A 26490-nucleotide genomic window follows, 5' to 3' on the forward strand; every position below is an offset into this window, starting at 1 on the left:
GTGACACACGTCACGACTTGGCCGACAGACGGCCAACGGCGTTTCTAGAAGAGCCCCTTGTAGCCCTGCCAGCCGCTCGCGACCTTCACCCGGGACCCGAACGACCCCTTCCCGTCACCGGAGTTGCGGTACAGGCCACCCGCCGAGTCCCGCTCCACCAGGTCGTTCTTGCCGTCCCCGGTGATGTCGCCGACGCCGACGATCGCGTTGTAGGAGGCGCCCCAGTTCGAGAAGACCTTCACGCGGTCCTTCAGCAGGCCCGTGCCGGTGCCGTTGTAGCGGTACAGCGTCCCGGCCTTGTCCCGCGCGAGCACGTCACCGATGCCGTCGCCGTTCAGGTCTCCCGCGCCCACGATCTTCGTGTAGCCGGTCCAGTTCGTGCGGATCTTCTTCCCCGCCGCCGGCGTTCCGTCGCTCTTCGCCGCGAAGAGGTAGATGTCGCCGGTCGACCCCTTGCGCGCCAGCAGATCCGGCCGCCCGTCACCGGTGAGGTCGCCGGGCGAGGTGAGCACGTTGTAGGCGTTCCAGCCGGTGCCGAGTTTCGTGTACGCCGTCGAAGTCGTGAGCGCCAGGCCGCACTTGGGCTTGTAGCCGCGCAGGGAACCGTCGCTCATCCGCACCAGCACGTCGTTGCAGCGGTCCTTGTTCAGATCGCCGAACGGCACCGCGACCGCCTTGGTCGACCAGCCGCCGCCCGACACCTTCCCGGAGAACGTGCCCTTGCCCGTGCCCTGCTGGAAGGTCAGCGCACCGGCGGAGTTGAGGGTGAGGAGGTCACCGGTACCGTCCGGCGCACCCTGCGCGCCCACGTGGTCGTGCCGCACGGCCTCGCCGTGCCGCAGTTGCACCGTGCCGCGCACCACCAGCGGCGCGCCGACGCCGTCCGCCGGGGTGACGGTCACTGTCCAGTCGTAGGAACCGTCCGGCGCGAACGCGTCCCCGGTCCTCGTGGAGTCCAGACCGAACCAGCCGACCTTCAGCTCGCCGCGCGCCGCCCCGCCGTCCCGGCCGTCCGTGTAGACCTTGCCGGTCGCACGGTTGCGCGCGGTCACGTCATAGCTCGAGGACGGCTTCGACAGCAGCAGGGTGGCCAGGGTGTCCGGCACGGTGTCGCCCTCGTGCGCCTCGACCGACGACGCCTTCTCGACCGGGGCCAGCAGGCGCAGCTGCTGCTGTGCCACACCGGACGGCACGAGGTGCACCCGCTCCTGGTCGTCGACGTACGCGGCGTTCGCGCCCGACTCGTCGACCGTCCAGCGCACGTCCCGCTGCGAGACCCCGGTGTCGGGCAGGTCGCCGATGACCCGGCTCTCCGGCGTCCCGTCGGCCACCGTGGTGAGGGTCAGCTTCCCGGCCTGCTTGTCGTGCGTGACGACGAAACCGTCGCCCAGCTTCGCCTCGCCCGCGGGAACCGGTACGGACTTCTTCGCCGTACGGTCGTAGACCCCGGCCCTGTCTCCGCAGTTCCAGTACAACCAGCGGCCCAGCGCCTGGAGTTCGGTGGGTGCGCAGTCCGCGTCGGTGGTGAGGGTCTCGACCGTCTTCTTCGCACTCAGGTCGTACGCCGTGACGCTTCCCGGGGTCGTGCCCGCGGTCCACAGGACGTCACCGGAGAGGGCGGCGGCGCCCGGGGTGCGGGTGACGGCCGGGTTCCCGCTGTCGCCGATCTTGTAGACGTACTGCTGTGCGGGGGTCGTGTCGAGGATGTACTGCCCGGAGACGTCGGTGATCTGCCCGCCGGCCGGCACCGAGCGCTCCCAGAAGTCGTACTGGCCCGGCCCGTCGACCCTGAGCCGGTCGTAGTCCCCCGACTCGCGCCCCAGCCAGGCGACCCGGCCGTCGGCCGTCCCGTGCAGCTGCGAGCAACCGACGTCCGTGGCGGGGCAGTCGCCGACCAGCACATCGGTTCCGTCGTAGGACGAACGGTCGCCGAACACCGGTGTCCCGGTCGCGGCGACGGTCCGCCCGTAGTCGTCGCGCTGCCCGGCGTAGCTGGGATCGGCGACGACGAGCTTCCCCTGGTCCAGGGTCAGCCCCTGGATCTTCAACGGCGGCCTCGGCAGGGCCTTGACCCGGGTGACGACGGGGGTGCCGTCGGCGCCCGCCGTCACGCGCTGGATGCCCCAGTCGTCGGCGCCAGTGGTACGGCCGACGAAGACGGCGGTACCGTCCGGGCCGGCGGAGATGCCGGGGTTCGACGTGGCGAGCTGCACCGACGGGCCGCCGGCGAGGGGCTTGGCCATGACGGCTGTGGAGGCGGAGGGCCGGTGGACCAGCCAGTCGCCGACGATCGTGAGGTCCTCGGCCGGGTTCACACCGCTGCCGGAGAGGGTGACCTGGGCGGGCGTGCCCGACAGGTCGCCGCGGGGCAGCACCAGCACGGTGGCGTCGGATGGGTTGAAGAGGACGACGTGACCGGCGGAGACCTGCGCCTGGAGGTAGACGTGGTCGAGCGGCCGCGTCCAGCTCTGCGCCTGCCCCGTCTCGCGGTCGACCATCACCCAGACGTACTGCTGCCCCTGGACGGCCTTGAAGAGCAGCCCGTCGGCGTCGCCGCCCACGGGCGAGAGGAGCTTCACCCCGTCGGGCAGTCCCCCGACCTGCACGTCACGGGTGGGGCCGTCGGACTGCGGGGACAGCAGATGCATCTCCTTGCTGCTCGTCCCGTCCCCGGCGGTGATGGTGCGGTAGCCGACGGCCACGTCGCCGTACGCGTTCAACAGCGCCATACCGGAGGGCACCTGAAGGGTGCGGGTGGTGCCGTCGGCCGCGTTCCACAGGTCGACCCGGCCGCCGCTGTAGCGATAGGCGAGGGTGTCGCTGCCCGTCGTCGAGGTGCTGAGGACGGTCCCGGAGGGCCCTGCCACGGACACGGACTTCCCGTCCGCGTAGGGCGTCCAGACCAGCCCGGAGTACCCCTCCTGCCGGTGGAAGACGCCCTGTGCGCCGGCTCCGTCGTTGCCGGTGCCGGTCGACGGGTCGAAGAGCGTGGCCGAGGTGTACGTGTTGCGCAGTGTGGCCGGCACCACCGTCTCCTGCGGCTCGTCCGCCGCCGAGGCCGACGGCAGCAGCGGGCTCAGCCCGGCCGCGAGCGCCGCCGAGGCGGCCACCGCGAGGGCGGCGCGTCTCGCGCGGGTAAGACGTACGAAGGCATGACGAGCCAAGGCGATCCCTCCCCGGGAAGAGAGCGGGATGCCGGCCCCTCAGTGCCCCCTGGCCCCAGCCGTCGCATCCCCCTCGGAAGACGGCTGATCCTACAACCGGGTCACAGCTCCGGGGAGCCTCGTGGAGAGCGGTTTCCACACGGGACGTCGAAGGGCCCGTACGACTCGGTCGTACGGGCCCTTCGCTCAGCTCACTCGCCGTCAGCCGTTGCGCTTCCAGCGCGGCTTGTCGTCCCGGCGGCCGAAGGAGCCGGAGCCGGAACCGGTGCCGCGGTGGTCGTCACGACGGCCGGACGGGCGGTCGTGGCCGCCGGAACGGAAACCGGGGCGGTCGTCGCGGCGGTCCCGGTTGAAGGGACGGTCGCTGCCGCGGTGGCCGCCACGCTCGTCACGGCGCTCGAAGGAACGGCCGGCCGGACGGTCGTCACGGCGGAAACCGCCACGGTCGTTGTCACGGCGCTCGAAGGAACGCCCACCGCGGTCGTCACGGCGCTCGAAGGAACGGCCGGCCGGACGGTCGTCACGGCGGTCGTCGCGACGGAAGCCACCGCGGTCGTTGTCACGGCGCTCGAAGGAACGCCCACCGCGGTCGTCACGACGGTCGAAGGAACGGCCGCCACGGTCGTCACGACGGTCGTCGCGACGGAAGCCGCCACGGTCGTCACGGCGCTCGAAGCCACGGTCACGGTCGCGGTTGAACCCGCCGCGGTCGTTGTCCCGGCGCTCGAAGGAACGCCCACCGCGATCGTCACGGCGGTCGTCCCGGCGGAAGCCGCCACGGTCGTTGTCACGGCGCTCACGACGCTCGTACGACGACGGGGCCTGCGCCCTGTCGACGTCCTGCGCCACCGGCTGCTCGGGCACCGACACCTCGGCCGCCTCGGCGACCGCGGCCTGGGCCTCGGCCACCGCGGCCTCCGGGTCCACACCGCGCTCGCGGGCGACCTGGGCGGTCAGCCGGTCGGCCTCCCCGCGCAGCTCGGCCGCGCGCCGCTGCGCCCGCTCCAGCTCCTTGGTGAGCTGCGAGACGTCACGCTCGGCCTGCTGCGCCGCGTTGCCCGCGGACTCGGCCTGGACCTCGGTCATCGAACGGGCGCCGGTGATGTCCGCGACCGCGGGGTCGAAGGCCGTACCGGAGTTGATGATGTGCCGTCCGGCGTCGACGCCCGCGTCCTCCATCAGCCGGAAGATCTGGCGGCGCTGGTGCGGCAGGGACAGGGAGACGACCGTGCCGGTGCGGCCCGCACGGGCCGTACGGCCGGCGCGGTGCAGGTAGTCCTTGTGGTCGCCGGCCGGGTCGACATTCAGCACCAGGTCGATGCCGTCGACGTGGATGCCGCGGGCGGCGACGTCGGTCGCGACGAGCGCGTTGACGTAGCCCTCCTTGAAGTCGGCGAGCGTGCGGGTGCGCGCGCCCTGCGTCATGCCACCGTGCAGCGCGTCGGCCTTCACACCGGCGTCGCGCAGCTGCTCGGCGATGCGGTCGGCACCCAGCTGGGTGCGGACGAAGATGATGGTGCGGCCCTTGCGGGAGGCGATCGCGGCGGTGACCGGCGCCTTGTCCTTGGGCTTCACGATCAGGATGTGGTGCGACATGGTCGTGACGTTGCCCTGGGCGCTGTCGACCTCGTGCGTGACCGGGTCGCTCAGGTAGCGCTTGACCAGCGTGGAGATCTCGTTCTCCATCGTGGCCGAGAACAGCATCCGCTGGCCGCCGGCCGGGATCTGGTCGAGCAGCTCGGTGACCTCGGGCAGGAAGCCCAGGTCGGACATCTGGTCGGCCTCGTCGAGGACGGCGACCTCGACGTTCTCCAGGGAGCAGGCGCCGCGGTTGATGATGTCGCGCAGCCGGCCCGGGGTGGCGACGAGGATGTCGACGCCGCGCTCCAGGGCGTAGATCTGGTTGCCCATCGACGTGCCGCCGCAGACGACCTTCATCTTGAGGCCGAGGACGTCGCCGTACGGCTGGAGGGCGTCCGCGACCTGCATCGCGAGCTCACGGGTCGGGGTGAGGATGACGGCGCGCGGCTTGTGCTTCTCGGTGCGTCCGCCGGCGAGGCGGGCCATCGTCGGCAGACCGAAGGACAGCGTCTTGCCGGAGCCGGTGCGTCCGCGGCCGAGGATGTCCTTGCCGGCCAGGGCGTCCGGGATGGTCGCGGCCTGGATCGGGAAGGGGGTGGTCACGCCGTTCTGGGCGAGCTTGCGCACCACGCCCTCGGGGAGACCGAGGTCCGCGAAGGTGGCCTCGGGAGCGTCCTCGGTGCCCTCGTTCTCGGGCACGACGACGTGATCAGTACTGGAAATGGACATGCGTAAGCGAAACCTTCCGGAGTCTCGTCGGCACGCGCCCGTCAACTCCGTGATTCGCATTACGACCGCCTCTATGCGGTCAGCCACGGCAAGGGAGAGAACGCGCCACACGGCGCGCTCTGCAGTGGCGCCGGGCAAATGGGATCAAACGATCTACCACCATACGCACCCACCTGCCCCGAAGGCAAACCGAGCCTCGTAGACGTACGTCACACCTCTACACGGCGGCGGGCGGCCGGACTTCGCTACGCGGGCGTCCCCGCTGCCGGGGCCGGCTCCCGCTCCACCAGCTGCGGCGCCGCGTCCTGGTGCGCGGACGACGACGGCTCGGCGACCGTCGGCTCCGGCGAGGCGGAGGTCGGCTGCTCGCTGGGCGTCGGCGGCGGATCGGCCGGGCGGGTCGGAACGGGCGTCGCCCGCGTCGGCGTGGGACCGCCCGGCTGCTGCGTCCTCCCGGGCCCCACCGTCGCGGGAGCGGACCGGCCCTCGCCCGCGGACGGCGAGGCCGAAGGAGACGCCGACTCCCCGTCCTTCCCCTTCTTCCTGCCGCCGTCGCCGCGCTTGCCGTCGGCCGAGACGCCGCCCCCGCCGCCCCGGCCGGACACCGCCGAACCTCCGTCCGGCGCCTCGCCGCCGTGCTCCCCCGCGGAGTGCGACGGCTTCGCACCGCCGCCGCCCTCGCCCACGCTCATGCAGCCGGCGGCGGCGGCGACGGCCATGACCGTGGCGGCCAGACGGACGGGTACGTACATGGGGCGCACGGGAAGCCACCTCCGGGGTGGGGAAAGGAGTCGGCCTGCCCAACTCCCGCCGCCCGCAAGAGGACACGCGCGCCGGTCATCCGTACCCGAGGGCGTGCAGCCGTGTGTCGTCGATGCCGAAGTGGTGCGCGATCTCGTGCACCACCGTCACCTCGGTCTCCGCGACCACGTCCTCCCGCGACGCGCACATCCTGAGCGTCGGACCCCGGTAGATCGTGATCCGGTCCGGCAGCACGCCGGCGTACCACTCGCCCCGGTCGGTCAGCGGAGTGCCCTCGTACAGCCCGAGCAGCTCGGGGTCGCCGGCGGGCGGTTCGTCCTCGACGAACACCGCGACGTTGTCCATCAGCCGTGTCAGCTCCGGCGGAATCCGGTCGAGCGACTCGGCGACCAGTTCCTCGAACTCCTCGCGCGTCATCTCCAGCACACGCCCATTGTCGGTCACGACACGTCCGTACGAGAGTCATGGGGCCGCCCGCATATCCGCGCCCGGACTTGGGCATACGGGACCAATGGCCCGCGTCCCCGCCGCCTTGAACGCCCTGAACCGCCTCCGGAGGGCCCCCCGCGCCCTCACCCGCAGATCCCGCACGACCCGCTCGCGCCCGCCCCTCGACATCGTCCCGCAGCAGCCGGCCTGGCTCCGCGCGCTGGGCCTGGCCGCCGTGGTCCTGCTCGGCGCCTGGCTGGGACTGCTGGTCGTCGGCAACGTCCGGGTGCCGGTCGGCCCGATGAACACGACGATGACCCTGCGCCCGTCCCTCACCGGCGGCACGAAGATCAACGTCTCGCCGCTCGGCGCCCTCGAGCTGAACAGCCACCACGCACCGGTGCGCCTGGACGTGAACGTCGACCAGCTCGACCCGGTGCGTGCCCAGGCCCTGGTCGACCACCCCGAGCGCATCTCCGGCCTCCAGGACGAGGTCACCCACGACATCGAGCACGGCACCCGCGACCTGGCCCTGCGCTCCTGCGTCGCCGTCGTCTCCGGCGCGACGGCCCTCGGTCTCGCGGTCTACCGCCGCCCCCGCCGGGCCCTCGCCGCCGGCGGCACCGCCCTGGCCCTCCTGGCGGCCTCCGGGGCATCGGCGTACCTGACCTGGAACCCCGAGTCCGTCCTCGAACCGAAGTACTCGGGCCTGCTCTCCTCCGCCCCCTCCCTGGTCGGCAACGCCCGCAACATCGTCACCGAATTCGACGTCTACCAGAAGGAGTTGGCGCGCCTGGTGACCAACGTGACGAAGCTCTACGACGTCACGTCCACCCTGCCCGCCTACCAGCCGGACCCGACCACCGTGCGCGTCCTGCACGTCTCGGACATCCACCTCAACCCCGCGAGCTGGAAGATCATCGCGTCGCTGGTGCAGCAGTACAAGGTGAACGTGATCGTCGACACCGGCGACACGATGGACCACGGAACGGCGGCGGAGAACGGCTTCCTGGACCCCATCGCGGACCTGGGGGCGCCGTACGTCTGGGTCCGCGGCAACCACGACTCCGGCGTCACCCAGCGCTATCTGTCCCGCATGAAGAACGTGCACGTCCTGGACGGCGGCCGGGCGCAGACGGTCGCGGGACTGCGCTTCGCCGGCATCGGTGACCCGCAGTTCACCCCCGACCGCTCGAACCCGCGGGGCGCCGACCAGTCGGAGCAGCTGGCGGGCGACCGCCTGGCCTCGGCGCTGCGCGACCAGAAGGCCGCGGGGCGGCCGGTCGACGTCGCCATGGCCCACGAGCCGTCCGCGGCCCGCGAGGTGGACGGCGACGTGCCGCTGGTCCTGTGCGGTCATCTGCACCACGAGGGCGACGAGATCCTGAAGTACGGCACCCGTCTGCGGATGGAGGGCTCCACCGGCGGCAGCGGTCTGCGTGCCCTGGAGCACAGATACCCGGCCCCGATCGAGGCGTCGATCCTCTACTTCGACCGGAACACCCGCCACCTCCAGGCGTGGGACGCGATCAAGCTGGGCGGCCTGGGCGAGACGACGGCGGAGGTCACCCGCCATCTGCCGAAGGAGAACCGGCCGGGAGCCGCTCCGTCGACGTCCTCGAGCCCCTCGGACTCCTCCTCGGTCTCCACCCCGCCCACCTCACCGGCCCCGGCCGGCTCAGCCCCGTAAACCGTTTTGGCGATACCTCCCGCCATCCCATATGCTTCTCACGTCCCCGACGCGCTGAGAAGCGCCCAGGCGGGCCGATAGCCCTCATCGTCTAGCGGCCTAGGACGCCGCCCTTTCAAGGCGGTAGCACGGGTTCGAATCCCGTTGGGGGCACGCAACATCGTGTGCGACACTGTCGTACGCAACAGCTTGGTCCTGTGGAGCAGTTTGGAGTGCTCGCCACCCTGTCAAGGTGGAGGCCGCGGGTTCAAATCCCGTCAGGACCGCCGAGATCTTCCCGAAGATCTCGTGGCTGGGTAGCTCAGTTGGTACGAGCGATCGCCTGAAAAGCGATAGGTCGCCGGTTCGACCCCGGCCCCAGCCACCACCGCCCTACCAGGGCATGCACCCCCTCCGGAATCTCCGAAGGGGGTGCTTTCATGCGGCCACATCTCGCCCCGTCCCGCTCGCCACCCTGTCAAGGTGGAGGCCGCGCCCGCGGCGCAGCCGCAATCGGGTACAGCAAATCCCGTCAGGACCGCCGAGATCTTCCCGAAGATCTCGTGGCTGGGTAGCTCAGTTGGTACGAGCGATCGCCTGAAAAGCGATAGGTCGCCGGTTCGACCCCGGCCCCAGCCACACAGTGCGAAGGCCCCGTCCGCGGACGGGGCCTTCGTCGTGTGCGCCCGCCGCCCGGTCAGGGCCCCGTGAGGCACCGGGTACAAATCGTTCGCCAGGGATTTCCCGGGGATGAGATCCTGGATCGCGTATGTCTACGCACCCTGCCCCCGCCACCCCGGCCCTGGGCACTCTCGCCCCCCGCCTGACCGAGCTGTCCCTGCGCGACGCGCAGCGGCTCGGGCGCAGGCTCGAAGGCGCGCGCAAGATCCGCAAGCCGGAGGCCCGTTCCGCCGTTCTCACCGAGATCGAGGCGGAGATCGCGAAGGCCGAGGAGCGGATGGGCGCGCGGCGCGGCCGGCTTCCAGCCGTCTCCTATCCCGAGCAGCTGCCGGTCAGCCAGAAGAAGAGCGAGATCGCCGACGCCATCCGCGATCACCAGGTCGTGATCGTCGCCGGTGAGACGGGCTCCGGCAAGACCACGCAGATCCCCAAGATCTGTCTCGAGCTGGGCCGCGGCGTGCGCGGCATGATCGGGCACACCCAGCCCCGCCGTATCGCCGCGCGTACCGTCGCCGAGCGGGTGGCCGAGGAGCTGGACACCCCCCTCGGCGAGGCCGTCGGCTGGAAGGTCCGCTTCACCGACCAGGTGAACCAGGACGCCACCTTCATCAAGCTGATGACGGACGGAATCCTGCTCGCCGAGATCCAGACCGACCGCGAGCTGCGCGCCTACGACACGATCATCATCGACGAGGCCCACGAGCGGTCCCTCAACATCGACTTCCTGCTGGGCTACCTGGCGCAGCTGCTGCCGAAGCGCCCTGATCTGAAGGTCGTGATCACCTCCGCGACCATCGACCCGGAGCGCTTCTCCCGGCACTTCGGCGACGCCCCGATCGTGGAGGTCAGCGGGCGGACGTACCCGGTGGAGGTGCGGTACCGGCCGCTGCTGGAGGAGGACTCCGAGGACTCCGACCGCGACCAGATCACCGCGATCTGCGACGCCGTCGAGGAGCTCCAGGGGGAGGGCAAGGGCGACATCCTCGTCTTCCTCTCCGGTGAGCGGGAGATCCGCGACACGGCGGACGCGCTGGTGCGCAAGGACTACCGCTTCACGGAGGTCCTGCCTCTCTACGCCCGCCTCACGCACGCCGAGCAGCACCGCGTCTTCCAGCCGCACACCGGGCGCAGGATCGTTCTGGCAACGAACGTGGCCGAGACGTCCCTGACCGTCCCGGGCATCAAGTACGTCATCGATCCCGGCTTCGCCCGCATCTCCCGCTACAGCCACCGCACCAAGGTCCAGCGGCTGCCCATCGAGCCGGTCTCCCAGGCCAGCGCCAACCAGCGCAAGGGCCGCTGCGGCCGTACGTCCGACGGCATCTGCATCCGCCTCTACTCCGAGGACGACTTCCTGGCCCGCCCGGAGTTCACGGACGCGGAGATCCTGCGCACCAACCTGGCCTCCGTCATCCTGCAGATGACCGCGGCCGGCCTCGGCGACATCGAGAAGTTCCCCTTCATCGACCCGCCGGACCACCGCAACATCCGCGACGGCGTGCAGCTGCTCCAGGAGCTGGGCGCGCTGGACCCGGCGGAGAAGGACGCACGCAAGCGGCTCACGCAGACCGGCCGCAAGCTCGCCCAGCTGCCCGTCGACCCCCGGCTGGCCCGCATGGTCCTGGAGGCCGACCGGAACGGCTGTGTGCGCGAGGTCATGGTCATAGCGGCCGCGCTGTCCATCCAGGATCCGCGCGAGCGCCCTTCCGAGAAGCAGGCCCAGGCCGACCAGCAGCACGCCCGCTTCAAGGACGAGGGCAGCGACTTCCTCGCCTATCTCAACCTCTGGCGGTACATCAGGGAGCAGCAGAAGGAGCGGGGCTCCAGCTCGTTCCGGCGGATGTGCAAGCAGGAGTACCTCAACTTCCTGCGCATCCGCGAATGGCAGGACATCTACTCCCAACTGCGCACCGTCGCCAAGCAGATGGGCATCCAGCTCAACGAGGACGACGCCCCCGGCGACCGCGTCCACGTCTCGCTCCTCGCCGGCCTGCTGTCCCACATCGGGATGAAGGACGTGAAGGACGGCAACAAGAACGACTACCTGGGCGCCCGGAGCGCCAAGTTCGCGATCTTCCCCGGCTCGGCCCTCTTCAAGAAGCCGCCGCGGTTCGTGATGTCGGCGGAGCTGGTGGAGACCTCCCGCCTCTGGGCACGCGTCAACGCGAAGATCGAGCCCGAGTGGGTCGAGCCCCTGGCCGAGCACCTCCTCAAGCGCACGTACAGCGAACCGCACTGGGAGAAGGACCAGGCGGCCGTGATGGCGTACGAGAAGGTGACCCTGTACGGCGTCCCGATCGTGGCGCAGCGGAAGATCAACTACGGCCGGGTCGACCCGGAGGCGAGTCGCGAGCTGTTCATCCGCAACGCACTCGTCGAGGGCGACTGGCGCACGCACCACAAGTTCTTCGCCGACAACCGCAGACTCCTCAGCGAGGTCGAGGAGCTGGAGCACCGGGCCCGGCGCCGGGACATCGTCGTCGACGACGACACGCTCTTCGACTTCTACGACGCCCGGGTGCCCGAACACGTCGTCTCCGGCGCCCACTTCGACTCCTGGTGGAAGCACAAGCGGCACGAGGAACCGGAGTTCCTGGACTTCGAGCGGGAGATGCTCATCCGGGAGTCGGCGGAGGCGGTCACCAAGGCCGACTATCCGGACTCCTGGCGGCAGGGGCAGCTGAAGTTCCGGGTGACCTACCAGTTCGAGCCGGGCGCGGACGCGGACGGCGTGACCGTCCACGTGCCGCTCCAGGTCCTCAACCAGGTCACGGACGAGGGCTTCGACTGGCAGATCCCGGGCCTGCGGGAGGAGGTGGTGACGGAGCTGATCCGCTCGCTCCCGAAGCCGATCCGCCGCCACTACGTGCCGGCGCCGAACTTCGCCAAGCGCTTCCTGGACACGGCGGTCCCCCTGCAGGAGCCGCTGACGGTCACCATGGCCCGTGAGTTGAAGCGGATGGTCGGCGTGCCCTTCGAGGCCGACGACTTCGACTGGTCCAAGGTCCCGGACCACCTCCGCGTCACCTTCCGCATCGTCGACGAACGGCGCCGGAAGCTGGCGGAGGACAAGGATCTGGAGGCGCTGCGGCTGCTGCTGAAGCCGAAGGCGCGCAAGGCCCTCTCCCAGGCCGCCGCGGCCACCGCCTCGCGCCAGGGCGGCGAGTTGCTGGAACGCGCGGGCCTGACCGACTGGACGATCGGTGCGCTCACCCGCGTCTTCGAGACGCGCCGGGCCGGGCAGCCGGTGAAGGCGTACCCGGCGCTGGTGGACGACGGCGACACGGTCTCCGTACGCCTCTTCGACACCGAGGCCGAGCAGGCCGAGGCGATGTGGAAGGGCACGCGCCGGCTGATCCTGCGCAACATCCCGGTCAACCCCGCGAAGTTCGCCTCGGAGAAGCTGACGAACGCGCAGAAGCTGGCGCTGTCCGCGAACCCCCACGGCTCGATCCAGGGCCTGTTCGACGACTGCGCGATGGCGGCGGCGGACAAGCTGATCGGGGACTTCGGCGGCCCGGCGTGGGACGAGGAGTCGTATCGCAAGCTGTACGACAGGGTGCGCGCGGAGATCGTGGACACCACGGTCCTCACGGTGGGCCAGGTGCAGCAGGTCCTCGCCGCCTGGCAGGCCTGTGAGCGCCGTCTGAAGTCCGTGCGGAGCCCTGTGCTGCTCGCGAATCTCCAGGACGTCCGGGGGCAGCTGGACGCCCTTGTGAAGCCGGGCTTCGTGACGGGGACGGGGCTGCGGCGACTGCCCGACCTGATGCGCTATCTGGTCGCCGCGGACCGCCGCCTGCAGCAGATGCCGACGAACGTCCAGCGGGACACCACGCGCATGGAGAAGGTCCACGAGATGCAGGACGAGTACGCCTGGCTGCTGGAGCAGATGCCCCAGGGGCGCCCGGTCCCGTCCGCCGTCCTGGACATCCGCTGGATGATCGAGGAGCTCCGGGTCAGCTATTTCGCCCACGCGCTCGGCACGGCGTACCCCGTCTCGGACAAGCGGATCGTGAAGGCGATCGACGCGGCGGCCCCGTAACCACCCGCGCACGCTGGGTGAGTTCGACCAGGGACTCACCCTCCTGTACAGTCTCTTCTCGCAGCGCAACGCACGAATCGCACTGCGAAACCAGGTCCTGTGGAGCAGTTTGGAGTGCTCGCCACCCTGTCAAGGTGGAGGCCGCGGGTTCAAATCCCGTCAGGACCGCAGCAAGGAGAAGGGCCCGCATCCCGCGAGGGATGCGGGCCCTTCCGCATGCTCCGGCGACGCTGCAGCCACCTGTGCCCCTTCAGGGCCGTGTGGGGCCTCAGGCCGTCTTGACGGCGTCAACTTCCGTAGGTACCCAGAGGACAGGGCCTGTTCCCCGAGCGGTCCGCGGAGGTGGCTTATGGCGGCGACGGTCAGGCACGAGACACGGGCCCTGCTCCGTGCACATCTGTCGGCCGCCTCTTCGTACGGCCACCTGACCCGCCACTGTCCGATCTGCCACCACCTGCAGCGGCTCGCGATGGACTCCGCGCAAAGGGCCGTCGAGGTTGCGGACGAGCCCGTCGAGGACGAACGTCCCGCCGGTGCATGACCACCGGCCGGTCCCAACACCCGCCCCACCGTGGGAGGGTGGAACCCGAAGCTCCTCTAGCGCACCTGTGCCGGACGGGACAAGGACTCTGCCGTGTGACGGGAGTCACCGCATGAGTTTCTGAGAGCACGGTACTTACACCCTGCCTACAACTGGTCAATTTAATATGTGCAATTGCACTGCCCGGGAGGCGGCTCCCCGGACTGCCCGGCGGGCCTCCCACAGGAGATCCGACAGCCCTCCCCAGACTTCGACAAGGCCACTCACAGGGCCGCGTGACCAGCACGTCCCGCGCACAAAAAAGATCGCGCCGGACTCGGCGGAGTCCAGCGCGATCGACGACGCACCCTGTCACTTGTCTGAGAAGCTCCGAAGAGCTTGGGCGTGGAGCCTGTTGGGGCAGACCCCGCGTCGCTTGAAGCTAGGGTTCCGGACACCTCGGCACGTTGGGGGACCTGCCGTTTTGCCCGGTTATGGAGTTGTTGTTCAGGCTTCGCTGCGCTGCTGCGGAATGCCCGCCAGCAGAGCGCGGACCTCCGCCTCGCGGTAGCGGCGATGCCCGCCGAGCGTGCGGATCGAAGTGAGCTTGCCGGCCTTCGCCCACCGCGTGACCGTCTTGGGGTCGACGCGGAACATCGTGGCGACCTCAGCCGGGGTCAGCAGCGGCTCGGCATCAGGGGTGCGAGCGGTCATGAGCGGCCTCCTCGGGAGAACCGAACCTTCTCGGTTCTTTCCTCTAAATTCTGCACCTTGACCCGCGTTGCCCGAAATGGCGGACGCGAGTCGAGTCGGTTATAGGACGAACGGCTTGTCCTCGGCACTACAACTACACCATCTGTCCAGCCGCGTCGGCCAAACCGATGGAATTGCCCCTCCAGGTGTTCATCAGCGACGGAAGCCGATGGACCATGCCATAGCGGACAGTCACGCCACTGTGACGATCAGTCACAGGACGATCAGGAGTCACCAGACCCCCCAAAGCGTGCAATGCGGACGGAGTCCTCCCCGGACTCCTTGTCCTATTTTGGCATGAGGAGGGGCATGAGACGCAAGAGCCGCGTACGTGCGGTCCATCACGCTTGACAGCGTTTGGCCGTCACTTGAGGCGAAAGCCCGGATCGTGACCTACGTCCCATGTCGGGAAGACCTCAGCGGGCACAGGGCACACCTCGGTGCCAGGACAAAACCCCAAAACGGGCGGAACGTCAAACGTCAGTTCGCGGAGCGCCGGTCCCTGACGGAGCGCCAGCGCTCCACCAGGCGGGCGTACGCCGCCCCCGCGGCCGCCCCGTCGCCCAGCCGCAGCGCCTCGATGCCCTCGGCCACGTCCCCCGCCGAGTGGTCGTCCTCGAGCTCGCCGGCCGGCAGGACGTGCACCAGGCCGCCGTAGTCCAGCTCCACCAGCGAGCGCGGGTGAAACTCCTCCAGCCAGCGCCCCACGTCCACCAGGCCGTCGATCAGCGGCCCCTCGTCGACGCCGTCCTTCAGCGCCCGCAGGGCCCGCGCCACCCGCCGCCGCGCCTGCACCATCGGCGTCCGGTAGCGCAGCATCGGGGGAATCTCGCCCGAGCCCTTGTCGAAGCGCCGCTCCTCGTCCGACACCAGCACGAACCAGTGCAGCGGCACCTGCCAGGTCGAGGTGCGGATCCACGGCCGGGCGTCCGGGTTGCGGGTCAGCCAGCGCTCGTAGTCCTGGGTGGCCTGGCGCCGTACGACCTCCGGCAGCACCGCCTCCAGGACCGGCTTGGGCAGTTCCTCGGGCAGCTCCTGGAGGGCCTGCCAGCCGCGCAGCCGGGTGCGCCAGGGGCACACGCAGACCACCCCGTCGACCTCGGCCACGAAGGCGTCGCTGCTCTCGTGCACCGGCACCGGGATCGGCGGGGTGGGCACCAAGTCGGCCAGGGAGCGGCGCAGTTCGTCCTGATAGGAGGGACGGTCGGCGCGCCGGGCGTAGCGCGCCCAGTGGCCGCGCTCCGGCTCGGGGAAGGCGGCCAGTGGTTCGTACACGCGCAGATACGTCGCATACGGGACGATCACCGAGGACACCTTGGGCACGCCTGCTCCCTCCCCCTCCCACCACCGGGAAAACCTGCGGAACCCGCTCACAAACGGGCGGGAAATCTATGCAAATCGTCGCACGGACGTACGCCGCGAGTAGGTGATCCTGAGCACTGCGCGGATGGCGGGGCCCACAGGCTCTAATCTCGTCCTCACAGCCCCCGCCACCCACACGGGAGCTGGTCTCCGCCCGCCGCTATTTACTCAGGAGTCACCACAGTGACCGACGTAACCGGCGCACCTGCTGATGTACTGCACACCCTGTTCCACTCGGACCAGGGCGGACATGAGCAAGTCGTGCTCTGCCAGGACCGCGCCAGCGGTCTCAAGGCCGTCATCGCCATCCACAACACCGCCCTGGGCCCCGCGCTCGGCGGTACGCGCTTCTACCCCTACGCGAGCGAGGCCGACGCGGTCGCCGACGCCCTCAACCTCGCGCGCGGGATGTCGTACAAGAACGCCATGGCCGGACTCGACCACGGCGGCGGCAAGGCCGTGATCATCGGGGACCCGGAGCAGCACAAGACCGAGGAACTCCTGCTCGCCTACGGCCGGTTCGTCGCCTCGCTCGGCGGCCGCTACGTCACCGCGTGCGACGTCGGCACCTATGTCGCCGACATGGACGTCGTGGCCCGCGAGTGCCGCTGGACGACCGGTCGCTCCCCCGAGAACGGCGGCGCCGGCGACTCCTCGGTCCTCACCGCCTTCGGCGTCTACCAGGGCATGCGCGCCAGCGCCCAGCACCTGTGGGGCGACCCGTCGCTGCGCGGCCGCAAGGTCGGCATCGCGGGCGTCGGCAAGGTCGGCCACCACCTGGTGGAGCACCTGCGCGCGGAGGGTGCCGAGGTCGTCATCACCGACGTGCGCGAGGAGGCCGTGGGGCGGATCCTCGCCGCCCACCCGGAGGGCGTGACGGCCGTCGCCGACACCGCCACCCTGATCCGCGCCCGGGACCTCGACGTCTACGCCCCGTGCGCGCTCGGCGGAGCCCTGAACGACGACACCGTGCCGGTGCTCACCGCCAAGGTCGTCTGCGGTGCGGCGAACAACCAGCTCGCCCACCCGGGCGTCGAGAAGGACCTCGCCGACCGGGGGATCCTCTACGCGCCGGACTACGTGGTGAACGCGGGTGGGGTCATCCAGGTCGCCGACGAGCTCCACGGCTTCGACTTCGACCGGTGCAAGGCGAAGGCGGCGAAGATCTTCGACACCACGCTCGCCATATTCGCACGTGCGAAGGAAGACGGCATTCCGCCGGCCGCCGCGGCCGACCGGATCGCCGAGCAGCGGATGCACGAGGCGGCCGCGGCGCGCAAGCTCTGACCTTCCGGAGGTTTGGCCGGTACCCGTCGGCGCACACTTAGAGAGAACTCTCACGTTCGTCGGCGGGTCGCCTGCCAAGAAGTGGTTAAAATCGCGGTTGACCAGCGGGGACGACGCGCCCCGCGGGTCCTGGATCCGGGCCCGTACTGTGGGCGACGTACCGTAGGGGCGCGGGCTCAGGTACCGTGGAAGCCCTACGGACCGGTCTCTCCTGTGAGAGCCCGTTCCAGATCATGAACGCGTGTCAAGACTCTGGGGCCGTCGAGCCCCGTCACCGAGGGGGTCGAGCCATGGGGCGCGGCCGGGCCAAGGCCAAGCAGACGAAGGTCGCCCGCCAGCTGAAGTACAACAGCGGCGGGACTGACCTGTCGCGTCTGGCCAACGAGCTGGGCGCTTCGACTTCGAGCCAGCCGCCGAACGGCGAGCCGTTCGAGGACGACGAGGACGAAGACGACCCGTACTCCCAGTACGCGGATCTCTACAACGACGAGGACGACGACGACGAGTCCGGTCCCGCGTCTCAACGCCGCGGCGCTTGACGATCCAGCTGCGCTCGACCCGGTCCGTGGTGGTCCACACCACCGGACCGGGTTTTGCGCTGCTTTTCGCGGGCGCCTGCGGCGTCGGCGCCCGCCGCGCTTCCGGCTCGCGCTTCTAGCTCGCGTACGTGTCGATCAGTGCCGCGCCGGTGGTGTGGTCGCCGCGATCCGTGATCTCTCCGGCCACCCATGCCTCGACCCCGCGGTCGGCCAGCGTCGCGAGAGCCACGTCCGCCGACTCCTGCGGGACGATCGCCATCATGCCGACGCCCATGTTGAGGGTCTTCTCCAGCTCCAGGCGCTCGACCTGACCGGTCCTGCCGACGAGGTCGAAGACCGGGGCCGGGGTCCAGGTGGAGCGGTCGACGATCGCGTGCAGTCCGTCGGGGATCACGCGCGCCAGGTTGGCGGCCAGGCCGCCGCCCGTGATGTGCGAGAAGGCGTGCACCTCGGTGGTGCTGGTCAGCGCCAGGCAGTCCAGCGAGTAGATCTTGGTCGGCTCCAGCAGCTCCTCGCCGAGGGTGCGGCCGAACTCCTCGATCCGCGCGTCCAGCGACAGGCCCGCCTGGTTCAGCAGGACGTGCCGGACCAGCGAGTACCCGTTCGAGTGAAGCCCGGACGCTGCCATGGCGATCACCGCGTCACCCGTACGGATGCGATCCGGGCCGAGCAGCCGGTCGGCCTCCACAACGCCCGTACCGGCGCCGGCGACGTCGAAGTCGTCCTCGCCGAGCAGTCCGGGGTGCTCGGCCGTCTCGCCGCCCACCAGGGCGCAGCCGGCCAGCACACAGCCCTCGGCGATGCCCTTGACGATGGCGGCGACGCGCTCGGGGTGGACCTTGCCGACGCAGATGTAGTCGGTCATGAACAGCGGCTCGGCGCCGCACACCACGATGTCGTCCATGACCATGGCGACCAGGTCGTGCCCGATGGTGTCGTACACGCCGAGCTGCCGGGCGATGTCGACCTTGGTGCCGACGCCGTCGGTCGCGGAGGCGAGCAAGGGGCGCTCGTAGCGCTTGAGGGCGGAGGCGTCGAAGAGGCCGGCGAAGCCGCCGAGGCCGCCGAGGACCTCGGGGCGCTGCGTCTTCTTCACCCACTCCTTCATCAGCTCTACGGCGCGGTCGCCCGCCTCGATGTCGACGCCCGCGGCTGCGTAGCTGGCACCAGTTGTCTCAGACATGGCTAGTGAGAACTTTCGTGTCGTACTGCAGGTATGACGGGCTTTACGGACGACGGATCGCGTCGGCCGCGGCCGTTTCCGCCGGACCGGCCGCCAGCTCGGTCTCCAGGAGCTGCTTGCCGAGCAGCTCGGGGTCCGGGAGCTCCATCGGGTACTCGCCGTCGAAGCAGGCGCGGCACAGGTCCGGCTTGGCGATGGTGGTCGCCTCGATCATGCCGTCGATGGAGATGTAGGCCAGGGAGTCGGCGCCGAGCGAGGTGCCGATCTCGTCGATCGTCATGCCGTTGGCGATGAGCTCGGCGCGGGTGGCGAAGTCGATGCCGAAGAAGCAGGGCCACTTCACCGGCGGGGAGGAGATCCGGATGTGGACCTCGGCGGCCCCGGCCTCGCGGAGCATCCGCACGAGCGCCCGCTGGGTGTTGCCGCGGACGATCGAGTCGTCCACGACCACCAGGCGCTTGCCCTTGATGACTTCCTTCAGCGGGTTCAGCTTCAGCCGGATGCCGAGCTGGCGGATCGTCTGCGAGGGCTGGATGAAGGTGCGGCCGACGTAGGCGTTCTTGACCAGGCCCGCGCCGAAGGGGATGCCTGAGGCCTCCGCGTAGCCGATGGCGGCCGGGGTGCCGGACTCCGGGGTCGCTATGACCAGGTCGGCCTCGACCGGTGCTTCCTTGGCGAGCTTGCGGCCCATCTCCACGCGGGAGAGATACACGTTCCGGCCGGCGATGTCGGTGTCGGGACGGGCCAGGTACACGTATTCGAAGACACAGCCCTTGGGCTTCGCTTCCGCGAATCGCGACGTACGCAGGCCGTTCTCGTCGATGGCGACGAACTCGCCCGGCTCGATCTCGCGGACGTAGGAGGCGCCGCAGATGTCCAGGGCGGCGCTCTCGGAGGCGATGACCCAGCCGCGCTCCAGGCGGCCGAGGACCAGCGGGCGGATGCCCTGCGGGTCGCGGGCCGCGTAGAGGGTGTGCTCGTCCATGAAGACGAGGGAGAAGGCGCCCTTGACCTGCGGGAGGACCGTGTGGGCGGCCTCCTCGATGGTCAGCGGCTTGCCGTCCGCGTCCTCCTGGGCGGCGAGCAGGGCCGTGAGGAGGTCGGTGTCGTTGGTGGCCGCCACCCGCGGGGTGCGGCCGCCCTCCTTCTTCGGCAGGTCGGCGACCATCTCGGCGAGCTGCGCCGTGTTGACCAGGTTGCCGTTGTGGCCGAGCGCGATGGAACCGTGCCCGGTGGCGCGGAACGTCGGCTGGGCGTTCTCCCAGACGGAGGCACCGGTGGTCGAGTAGCGGGCGTGTCCGACCGCGATATGACCCTGGAGCGAACCGAGAGAGGTCTCGTCGAAGACCTGGGACACGAGGCCCATGTCCTTGAAGACGAGGATCTGGGAGCCGTTGCTGACCGCGATTCCCGCGGATTCCTGGCCCCGATGCTGGAGGGCGTAGAGCCCGAAGTAAGTGAGCTTGGCGACCTCTTCGCCCGGAGCCCAGACTCCGAAGACGCCGCAAGCGTCCTGGGGGCCTTTCTCACCGGGGAGCAGATCATGATTGAGTCGACCGTCACCACGTGGCACGGCACCGAGTGTAGGCGAGATCGACCACTGGTCCGAATTGGGGATACGTGCCGCTAATGGATCACTGTCCGGCGACCGCTTCGGCGGTTTCTCCGTTTTCGCTGGTCAGCGTGAGGGTTCGATGATCCAACCGGTAGGTCGCCGTGCCGTCGAAGAGGCGCAGGAGGCCCTTCTCGGTCTGCATGAGTGAGGCGTCGCACATCATTCGGGTGGTGGACGCGGGACCGAGCGTGACGCGCCCGTCGCGCGCCGTGGCCTTCGCGGTGACGTGATTGCACCCCAGGCGCCCGGTGACCCTGCCCGGTTTCCTGTCGAAGGTGAGGTATGCGGACCCCTTGGCCTGCTGCGGCAGGCTCGTCGCCGTGCCGTCGGCACCGAGGGACGTGATCGTCCACTTCGTGCCGTACAGCGGAGCGTCCTTCTCCTCGGTCAGCTGGATGCGGTCGCCGTCGCGGGCGGTGAGCGTCAGCCGGCCGTCCTTGGCCGCGACCGTGAGCGGGCGGTCGTTGAGGGTGCGGGACATGGCCCGCTCGAAGACCATGCGCCGCGGCTCGCAGGCCATCAGGGTCTGGCGGGCGTGCGTCAGCTCGACCCGGTGGCCGGTGAAGGCGGCCTTCGCGCTGAACTCGTTGCAGCCGTAGCTGCCCTCGGCGGTGCCGTCCGTGCCGATACGGAGGTCGGCGCCGGCGCCGGCCGGGGCCCGCCGGGTGGTGCCGTCCACGGTGACGCTGTCGACCTTCCAGTGGACGCCCGACATCGCCGACGCCGCCGAGGCGCCGCCGGTGTCGCCCGTGTCGCGGCCGCAGGCCATGACCAGCGGCAGCACGGTCAGGACGGCGAGGGTGAGTCGCTGTTTGTCCATGCCTATGGGACGGAAGGGACGAAAGGCCGGTTCCCGGCTCACCCCATCAGGGGCAGCAGCCCGCTCAGGTCCGCCCGCTCGCCACTGGCGCTGACCTGCGCCTTCTCCACCGCTTCGGGCCAGGTCAGGCGTCCGGTCGCGAGCCGGACCCAGGTCAGCGGGTCGGTCTCGACGACGCTCGGCGGGGTGCCGCGGGTGTGCCGGGGGCCCTCGATGCACTGCACCACGGCGTACGGCGGGATCCGCACCTCGGTGGAGCCGCCGGGTGCCTTGGCGGCCAGGGCGTCGGCGAGCAGCCGGGTACAGGCGGCGAGGGCCTGCCGCTCGTACGGCACCTCCAGCCCGGCGACGGCGTCGTTGAGGTCGTCGGTGTGAACGATCAGTTCCACGGTGCGGGTGACCAGGTAGTCGGAGAGCGGCATGGCCCCGGTGTTGGTGGCGAGCAGCCGGGTGCCGAGCTGTTCGGCCAGGTCCGCGCCGAAGCGGCGGTCGACGGCGGTGAGGTAGGCGTCGAGGTCGGGGTTGTCCTCGGCGAGCCGGCGGCTCGCGTCGTCGATCCCGGCCGCGTTGGCGGCGGTCGCGAACGGCCAGTCGAGGACCGTGACCTCCTGCCGCGCCGGTTCCGGGCGCTCGATGAAGCGGCTGACGGCACCGAGTGCCATCCCCGTGTGCGCGATCAGGTCGCGCACGGTCCAGTCCCCCAGCCGCGTGGGCCCCGCCAGCTGCTCGGGGCTCAGGGTGCGCACGGCCTCCCGCAGGTGCCCGAACTGCGCGGTGACCGCGGCACGGATCTTGACGGAGTCGTATGTACGGGCGCGCTTCTTGGGCGAGGGCATGGCGGTGAGCCTAGGTCCTTTCTTCCGGGTCTTCCGGGTCTTCCGGATCGGCTCGCCGCCTCCGCCCTCGCCCTGAAGCTGCCCGCGCATCCTGTGCGCCGCCCGCTCGACTGGTCCGGCGCCGCGCTCGCCGCCGCGTTCTCCTGCGCGCTGCTCCTGGTCACCGACTGGGGCGGTAAGAAGTACGCCTGGTCGTCACCGGCCCTGCTGAGTCTGGCCGTCACGGCCGTCGCCGCCCTCGCGCTGTTCCTGTGGCGGCAGCTCCGCGCGCCCGAACCGGTCCTGCCGCTCTCCCTGTTCCGCATCCGCGAGCTGCGGCTCGGCTTCGCCGTACAGGCGATCATGGGTGCCGCGATGACGGGCGCCATCTACTACGTGCTGGTGTACCTCCAGCTCGTCCGCGGCATCACCAGCTCCTCCGCCGGCCTCTATCTGATCCCGATGGCGGTCGGGCTGTCGGCGACCGGGCTGCTGGGCGGTCCGCTGGGCGCCCGCGGCTGGACGGCGCGGACCTTCACGATCAGCGGCACGGTCACCACCGCCCTCGCCTTCGTGCTGCTCGCCACGACGACCGGCCCGGACACCTCGCTCTGGCTGATCCGCGCCGAACTCCTGCTGATCGGGGCCGGGTTCGGACAGCTGCTGGGCCAGCTGATCCTGCTCGTCCAGGAGGCCGCCCCCCGCCCGCAGCTGGGCGTCGCCACCACGTCCATCCGCTACTTCCAGTCCCTCGGCAACGCCCTGGGCACCGCCCTGTTCGGCACCGTCCTGACCCGCCTGTACGCGGCCCACGGCCCCGGCGGCGACGTCAGCGGGCTCGCCCGGCTGACTGGTGGCGCGCGCACGGCCGCCGTCGACGCCTATGTCGACGCGACGAGCGTGGTGTTCTTCTGCGGCGCCGGACTGATGGCGCTGGCCGCGCTGATGGCGCTCAGGCTGCCGAGGCCCCTTCCCGGGACGGGCGCTCCGGAGCCGGCGAAGCAACCGGTGGCCGTGTGAGGAAGGCCCGAAGGCCCCGCCCGTGCACGACGGGCGGGGCCTTCGGGAAGCCGTGGGACCGGCTCGGGCGCGGGACTCAGGCGAGCAGTGCCGGAATCGTGCCCTCGTGCGCCTCGCGCAGCTCCTCCAGCGACAGCTCGAACTCGCCCTGGAGCTCGACGGTGTCGCCGTCGACGACACCGATGCGGGTGACCGGCAGGCCGCGCGCACCGCACATGTCGTTGAAGCGGACCTCCTCGGAGCGCGGCACGGCGACGACCGCGCGCCCCGCCGACTCGGAGAACAGCAGGGTGAACGCGTCGAGCCCGTCCGGGACGACCAGCCGCGCGCCCTTGCCGCCGAGCAGCGCCGACTCCACGACCGCCTGGATCAGACCGCCGTCGGACAGGTCGTGCGCCGAGTCGATCATGCCGTCGCGGGAGGCGGAGATCAGGATCTCGCCGAGCAGGCGCTCCCGCTCCAGGTCGACCTTGGGCGGCAGACCGCCGAGGTGGTCGTGCACGACCTGCGACCAGGCCGAACCACCGAACTCCTCGCGGGTGTCGCCGAGGAGGTAGAGCAGCTGGCCCTCCTCCTGGAAGGCGACCGGCGTACGCCGGGCCACGTCGTCGATGACGCCCAGGACCGCGACCACGGGGGTCGGGTGGATGGCGGCCTCGCCCGTCTGGTTGTAGAGCGAGACGTTGCCGCCGGTCACCGGGGTGCCGAGCTGCTGGCAGCCGTCGGCGAGCCCGCGGATGGCCTCCGCGAACTGCCACATCACGGCCGGGTCCTCGGGCGAGCCGAAGTTCAGGCAGTCGGAGACGGCGAGCGGCTTGGCGCCGGTGGTGGCGACGTTGCGGTACGCCTCGGCGAGCGCCAGCTGCGCGCCCGCGTACGGGTCGAGCTTGGCGTACCGGCCGTTGCCGTCGGTCGCGATGGCGACACCGAGCCCCGACTCCTCGTCGATGCGGATCATGCCCGAGTCCTCGGGCTGGGCGAGGACGGTGTTGCCCTGCACGAAGTGGTCGTACTGCGAGGTGATCCACTTCTTGGAGGCCTGGTTGGGCGAGGCCACCAGCTTCAGGACCTGCTCGCGCAGCTCCTGCGAGGTGGCGGGCCGCGCGAGCCTGTTCGCGTCGTCGGCCTGCAGCTCGTCCTGCCAGGACGGGCGGGCGTACGGCCGCTCGTAGACCGGGCCCTCGTGCGCGACCGTGCGCGGGTCGACGTCGACGATCTTGCCGCCGTGCCAGTAGATCTCCAGGCGGTCGCCGTCGGTCACCTCACCGATGACGGTGGCGATGACGTCCCACTTCTCGCAGATCTCCAGGAAACGGTCGACCTTGCCCGGCTCGACGACCGCGCACATGCGCTCCTGCGACTCGCTCATGAGGATCTCCTCGGGCGAGAGCGTGGAGTCGCGCAGCGGTACGTCGTCCAGGGTGACGCGCATGCCGCCGGAGCCGTTCGAGGCCAGCTCCGAGGTGGCGCAGGACAGACCGGCCGCGCCGAGGTCCTGGATGCCGACGACGAGCTTCTCCCGGAAGGCCTCCAGGGTGCACTCGATGAGCAGCTTCTCCTGGAAGGGGTCGCCGACCTGCACCGCGGGGCGCTTGGAGGGCTTGGCGTCGTCGAAGGTCTCCGAGGCGAGGATCGACGCGCCGCCGATGCCGTCGCCGCCGGTCCGGGCGCCGTAGAGGATGACCTTGTTGCCCGAGCCGGACGCCTTCGCGAGGTGGATGTCCTCGTGCCGCATGACGCCGATGGCGCCGGCGTTGACCAGCGGGTTGCCCTGGTAGCAGGCGTCGAAGACGACCTCGCCGCCGATGTTGGGCAGGCCCAGGCAGTTGCCGTAGCCGCCGATGCCCGCGACGACGCCCGGCAGGACGCGCTTGGTGTCGGGGTGGTCGGCCGCGCCGAACCGCAGCGGGTCCACGACCGCCACCGGCCGCGCGCCCATCGCGATGATGTCGCGGACGATGCCGCCGACACCCGTGGCCGCGCCCTGGTAGGGCTCCACGTACGAGGGGTGGTTGTGCGACTCGACCTTGAAGGTGACCGCGTAGCCCTGGCCGACGTCGACGACACCGGCGTTCTCGCCGATGCCGACGAGCAGCGCGTCGGACTCGGGGGCCTTCTCGCCGAACTGGCGCAGGTGCACCTTCGACGACTTGTACGAGCAGTGCTCGGACCACATGACCGAGTACATGGCGAGCTCGGCGCCGGTGGGCCGGCGGCCGAGGATCTCCACGACCCGCTCGTACTCGTCCTTCTTCAGGCCGAGTTCGGCCCAGGGCAGCTCTACGTCGGGCGTCGCGGCCGCGTTCTCGACCGTGTCCAGAGGCGTCCGGCTCATGCGTTGACCAGCTTCTTGAGGATCGAGGTGAAGAACGGCAGGCCGTCGGTACCGCCCGTACCGATCAGCGGCTCGACGGCGTGCTCCGGGTGCGGCATGAGGCCGACGACGTTGCCGGCCTCGTTGCTGATGCCGGCGATGTCGCGGAGCGAGCCGTTGGGGTTGCCGCATCCGTCGGCGGCATCGCCGCTGACCACGTACCGGAAGGCGACGCGGCCCTCGGCCTCCAGCTTGTCGAGCGTGTACTCGTCGGCGACGTACCGGCCGTCCATGTTCTTCAGCGGGATGTGGATCTCCTGGCCGGCGGTGTAGTCGCTGGTCCAGGCGGTCTCCGCGTTCTCCACCCGCAGCTTCTGGTCGCGGCAGATGAAGTGGAGGTGGTTGTTGCCGAGCATCGCGCCCGGGAGGAGGTGGGCCTCGGTCAGGACCTGGAAGCCGTTGCAGATACCGAGGACCGGCAGACCGGCCTTCGCCTGCTCGATGACCGTCTCCATCACCGGCGAGAAGCGGGAGATGGCGCCGGCCCGCAGATAGTCGCCGTAGGAGAAACCGCCGGGGAGGACGACCGCGTCGACCTGGTGGAGGTTCTTGTCCTTGTGCCAGAGGGCGACCGGTTCGGCGCCCGCGAGGCGGATCGCGCGGTGGGTGTCCCGGTCGTCGAGGCTGCCGGGAAAAGTGACGACGCCAATACGAGCGGTCACTTCGCGGCCTCCGCGACTTCCTCGACCTTCACGGTGAAGTCCTCGATCACCGTGTTGGCGAGGAAGGATTCCGCGAGATCGTGGATGCGGGCGAGCGCGGCGTCGTCGACCGGCCCGTCAACTTCCAGTTCGAATCGCTTTCCCTGACGTACGTCGGAGATCCCCTCGAAACCCAGCCGCGGCAGTGCGCGCTGGACCGCCTGGCCCTGGGGGTCGAGGATCTCCGGCTTGAGCATGACGTCGACTACGACGCGTGCCACTGGCACTCCCGGTGTGTGGTGCTGAGCAGGTTCCTACAAGTGACTTCAGACTACCCGCACAAAATTTCTACGCGCGTCGACTTGTAGGAAACTACGTGACGACTGTCACCAGGCGGCGGGAGAGTGTCCACAGGCGAAAAGTTACGGGAAAAATCTGAGATCGATGCCTGATACCTATTGCGCTGGGACACGCGGGAGGATTTAGTCGGGCTTCACATTGCAT

Annotated in this window: 19 protein-coding genes and 5 tRNA genes; 11 read left to right on the forward strand and 13 right to left on the reverse strand. The window is 70.2% G+C overall.

Annotated features, from left to right (window positions below):
- Window positions 1–44: 44 nt before the first annotated feature.
- From ACIBN2_RS41930 to ACIBN2_RS41945, 4 genes are all read right to left on the reverse strand, one after another.
- The gene (locus tag ACIBN2_RS41930) at window positions 45–3164 is read right to left on the reverse strand and encodes an FG-GAP repeat domain-containing protein (RefSeq protein WP_399142799.1); all 3120 of its coding nucleotides are present in this window, start codon (window positions 3162–3164) and stop codon (window positions 45–47) included.
- A gap of 201 nt (window positions 3165–3365) precedes the next feature.
- Window positions 3366–5474, reverse strand: a complete 2109-nt coding sequence (locus tag ACIBN2_RS41935; RefSeq protein ID WP_399142801.1) for a DEAD/DEAH box helicase — start codon at window positions 5472–5474, stop codon at window positions 3366–3368.
- Window positions 5475–5719: 245 nt separating this feature from the next.
- A complete protein-coding gene (locus ACIBN2_RS41940) occupies window positions 5720–6235 on the reverse strand; it encodes a hypothetical protein (RefSeq protein ID WP_399142803.1) in 516 nt (171 codons plus the stop codon).
- A 76-nt stretch (window positions 6236–6311) separates the two neighbouring features.
- Window positions 6312–6662, reverse strand: a complete 351-nt coding sequence (locus ACIBN2_RS41945) for a metallopeptidase family protein (protein ID WP_399143030.1) — start codon at window positions 6660–6662, stop codon at window positions 6312–6314.
- Window positions 6663–6747: 85 nt separating this feature from the next.
- On the opposite strand from ACIBN2_RS41945, the gene ACIBN2_RS41950 reads away from it, so the two are divergent.
- The 8 genes from ACIBN2_RS41950 (at window position 6748) to ACIBN2_RS41985 (ending at window position 13598) form a co-directional block, all read left to right on the forward strand.
- Window positions 6748–8355, forward strand: coding sequence for a metallophosphoesterase (locus ACIBN2_RS41950; protein WP_399142805.1), 1608 nt, complete (start codon window positions 6748–6750; stop codon window positions 8353–8355).
- 80 nt (window positions 8356–8435) lie between these two features.
- A tRNA-Glu gene (locus tag ACIBN2_RS41955) sits at window positions 8436–8508 on the forward strand.
- A gap of 38 nt (window positions 8509–8546) precedes the next feature.
- Window positions 8547–8621: transfer RNA gene (locus tag ACIBN2_RS41960), tRNA-Asp, on the forward strand.
- A gap of 24 nt (window positions 8622–8645) precedes the next feature.
- Window positions 8646–8722 (forward strand) — tRNA-Phe (locus ACIBN2_RS41965).
- 177 nt (window positions 8723–8899) lie between these two features.
- Window positions 8900–8973, forward strand: a tRNA-Phe gene (locus ACIBN2_RS41970).
- 130 nt (window positions 8974–9103) lie between these two features.
- Window positions 9104–13057, forward strand: coding sequence for an ATP-dependent RNA helicase HrpA (gene hrpA, locus ACIBN2_RS41975; protein WP_399142807.1), 3954 nt, complete (start codon window positions 9104–9106; stop codon window positions 13055–13057).
- 93 nt (window positions 13058–13150) lie between these two features.
- A tRNA-Asp gene (locus ACIBN2_RS41980) sits at window positions 13151–13225 on the forward strand.
- 181 nt (window positions 13226–13406) lie between these two features.
- Window positions 13407–13598 carry a DUF6274 family protein gene (locus ACIBN2_RS41985; protein WP_399142809.1) on the forward strand — a complete coding sequence of 64 codons (192 nt, stop codon included), beginning with the start codon at window positions 13407–13409 and terminating at the stop codon, window positions 13596–13598.
- Window positions 13599–14084: 486 nt separating this feature from the next.
- Here ACIBN2_RS41985 and bldC read toward each other — a convergent pair whose 3' ends face one another.
- Entirely contained in the window at window positions 14085–14291 is a 207-nt protein-coding gene (gene bldC, locus ACIBN2_RS41990; protein WP_003949541.1) for a developmental transcriptional regulator BldC, read from the reverse strand.
- Window positions 14292–14810: 519 nt separating this feature from the next.
- Window positions 14811–15653: a hypothetical protein gene (locus tag ACIBN2_RS41995; RefSeq protein WP_399142811.1), complete on the reverse strand. Its 843-nt coding sequence runs from the start codon at window positions 15651–15653 to the stop codon at window positions 14811–14813.
- A 222-nt stretch (window positions 15654–15875) separates the two neighbouring features.
- On the opposite strand from ACIBN2_RS41995, the gene ACIBN2_RS42000 reads away from it, so the two are divergent.
- A complete protein-coding gene (locus ACIBN2_RS42000; RefSeq protein WP_399142813.1) occupies window positions 15876–16979 on the forward strand; it encodes a Leu/Phe/Val dehydrogenase in 1104 nt (367 codons plus the stop codon).
- 290 nt (window positions 16980–17269) lie between these two features.
- On the forward strand, window positions 17270–17518 hold the full coding sequence (locus ACIBN2_RS42005) for a DUF3073 domain-containing protein (RefSeq protein WP_399142815.1): 249 nt from the start codon (window positions 17270–17272) through the stop codon (window positions 17516–17518).
- A 115-nt stretch (window positions 17519–17633) separates the two neighbouring features.
- Here the strand turns inward: ACIBN2_RS42005 and purM are convergent, their stop codons facing one another.
- The 4 genes from purM to ACIBN2_RS42025 form a co-directional block, all read right to left on the reverse strand.
- Window positions 17634–18701, reverse strand: a complete 1068-nt coding sequence (purM, locus tag ACIBN2_RS42010) for a phosphoribosylformylglycinamidine cyclo-ligase (RefSeq protein WP_399142816.1) — start codon at window positions 18699–18701, stop codon at window positions 17634–17636.
- Window positions 18702–18744: 43 nt separating this feature from the next.
- Window positions 18745–20274, reverse strand: coding sequence for an amidophosphoribosyltransferase (purF, locus tag ACIBN2_RS42015; protein ID WP_399142818.1), 1530 nt, complete (start codon window positions 20272–20274; stop codon window positions 18745–18747).
- A 61-nt stretch (window positions 20275–20335) separates the two neighbouring features.
- Window positions 20336–21136, reverse strand: a complete 801-nt coding sequence (locus ACIBN2_RS42020; protein ID WP_399142820.1) for an META domain-containing protein — start codon at window positions 21134–21136, stop codon at window positions 20336–20338.
- A 38-nt stretch (window positions 21137–21174) separates the two neighbouring features.
- The gene (locus ACIBN2_RS42025; protein WP_399142822.1) at window positions 21175–21972 is read right to left on the reverse strand and encodes a sterol carrier family protein; all 798 of its coding nucleotides are present in this window, start codon (window positions 21970–21972) and stop codon (window positions 21175–21177) included.
- Between the two features lie 93 nt (window positions 21973–22065).
- Between ACIBN2_RS42025 and ACIBN2_RS42030 the strand changes: the two genes are divergently transcribed.
- Window positions 22066–22971: an MFS transporter gene (locus ACIBN2_RS42030; protein ID WP_399142824.1), complete on the forward strand. Its 906-nt coding sequence runs from the start codon at window positions 22066–22068 to the stop codon at window positions 22969–22971.
- A 76-nt stretch (window positions 22972–23047) separates the two neighbouring features.
- On the opposite strand, the gene purL is transcribed toward ACIBN2_RS42030, so the two are convergent.
- Genes purL through purS form a run of 3 tightly spaced genes read right to left on the reverse strand, consistent with a single transcriptional unit; the run spans window position 23048 to window position 26267 of the window.
- Window positions 23048–25306 carry a phosphoribosylformylglycinamidine synthase subunit PurL gene (gene purL / locus ACIBN2_RS42035; protein WP_399142826.1) on the reverse strand — a complete coding sequence of 753 codons (2259 nt, stop codon included), beginning with the start codon at window positions 25304–25306 and terminating at the stop codon, window positions 23048–23050.
- On the reverse strand, window positions 25303–26007 hold the full coding sequence (gene purQ / locus ACIBN2_RS42040) for a phosphoribosylformylglycinamidine synthase subunit PurQ (RefSeq protein ID WP_399142828.1): 705 nt from the start codon (window positions 26005–26007) through the stop codon (window positions 25303–25305). Before purQ ends, purL begins: the two co-directional genes overlap by 4 nt.
- Entirely contained in the window at window positions 26004–26267 is a 264-nt protein-coding gene (purS, locus tag ACIBN2_RS42045; RefSeq protein ID WP_019982969.1) for a phosphoribosylformylglycinamidine synthase subunit PurS, read from the reverse strand. Before purS ends, purQ begins: the two co-directional genes overlap by 4 nt.
- Window positions 26268–26490 lie beyond the last annotated feature (223 nt).

This window comes from Streptomyces sp. NPDC050534 (assembly GCF_044457745.1).
Taxonomy (GTDB): domain Bacteria; phylum Actinomycetota; class Actinomycetes; order Streptomycetales; family Streptomycetaceae; genus Streptomyces.

Bases quoted from the DNA above. Each gene is read 5' to 3' on its own strand.
- purL (WP_399142826.1), bottom strand. From the start codon at position 25,306: ATGAGCCGGACGCCTCTGGACACGGTCGAGAACGCGGCCGCGACGCCC.
- ACIBN2_RS41935 (WP_399142801.1), bottom strand. From the start codon at position 5,474: ATGTCCATTTCCAGTACTGATCACGTCGTCGTGCCCGAGAACGAGGGC.
- ACIBN2_RS42005 (WP_399142815.1), top strand. From the start codon at position 17,270: ATGGGGCGCGGCCGGGCCAAGGCCAAGCAGACGAAGGTCGCCCGCCAG.
- bldC (WP_003949541.1), bottom strand. From the start codon at position 14,291: ATGACCGCTCGCACCCCTGATGCCGAGCCGCTGCTGACCCCGGCTGAG.
- ACIBN2_RS42020 (WP_399142820.1), bottom strand. From the start codon at position 21,136: ATGGACAAACAGCGACTCACCCTCGCCGTCCTGACCGTGCTGCCGCTG.
- hrpA (WP_399142807.1), top strand. From the start codon at position 9,104: ATGTCTACGCACCCTGCCCCCGCCACCCCGGCCCTGGGCACTCTCGCC.
- ACIBN2_RS41985 (WP_399142809.1), top strand. From the start codon at position 13,407: ATGGCGGCGACGGTCAGGCACGAGACACGGGCCCTGCTCCGTGCACAT.
- purM (WP_399142816.1), bottom strand. From the start codon at position 18,701: ATGTCTGAGACAACTGGTGCCAGCTACGCAGCCGCGGGCGTCGACATC.
- ACIBN2_RS42025 (WP_399142822.1), bottom strand. From the start codon at position 21,972: ATGCCCTCGCCCAAGAAGCGCGCCCGTACATACGACTCCGTCAAGATC.
- ACIBN2_RS41950 (WP_399142805.1), top strand. From the start codon at position 6,748: ATGGCCCGCGTCCCCGCCGCCTTGAACGCCCTGAACCGCCTCCGGAGG.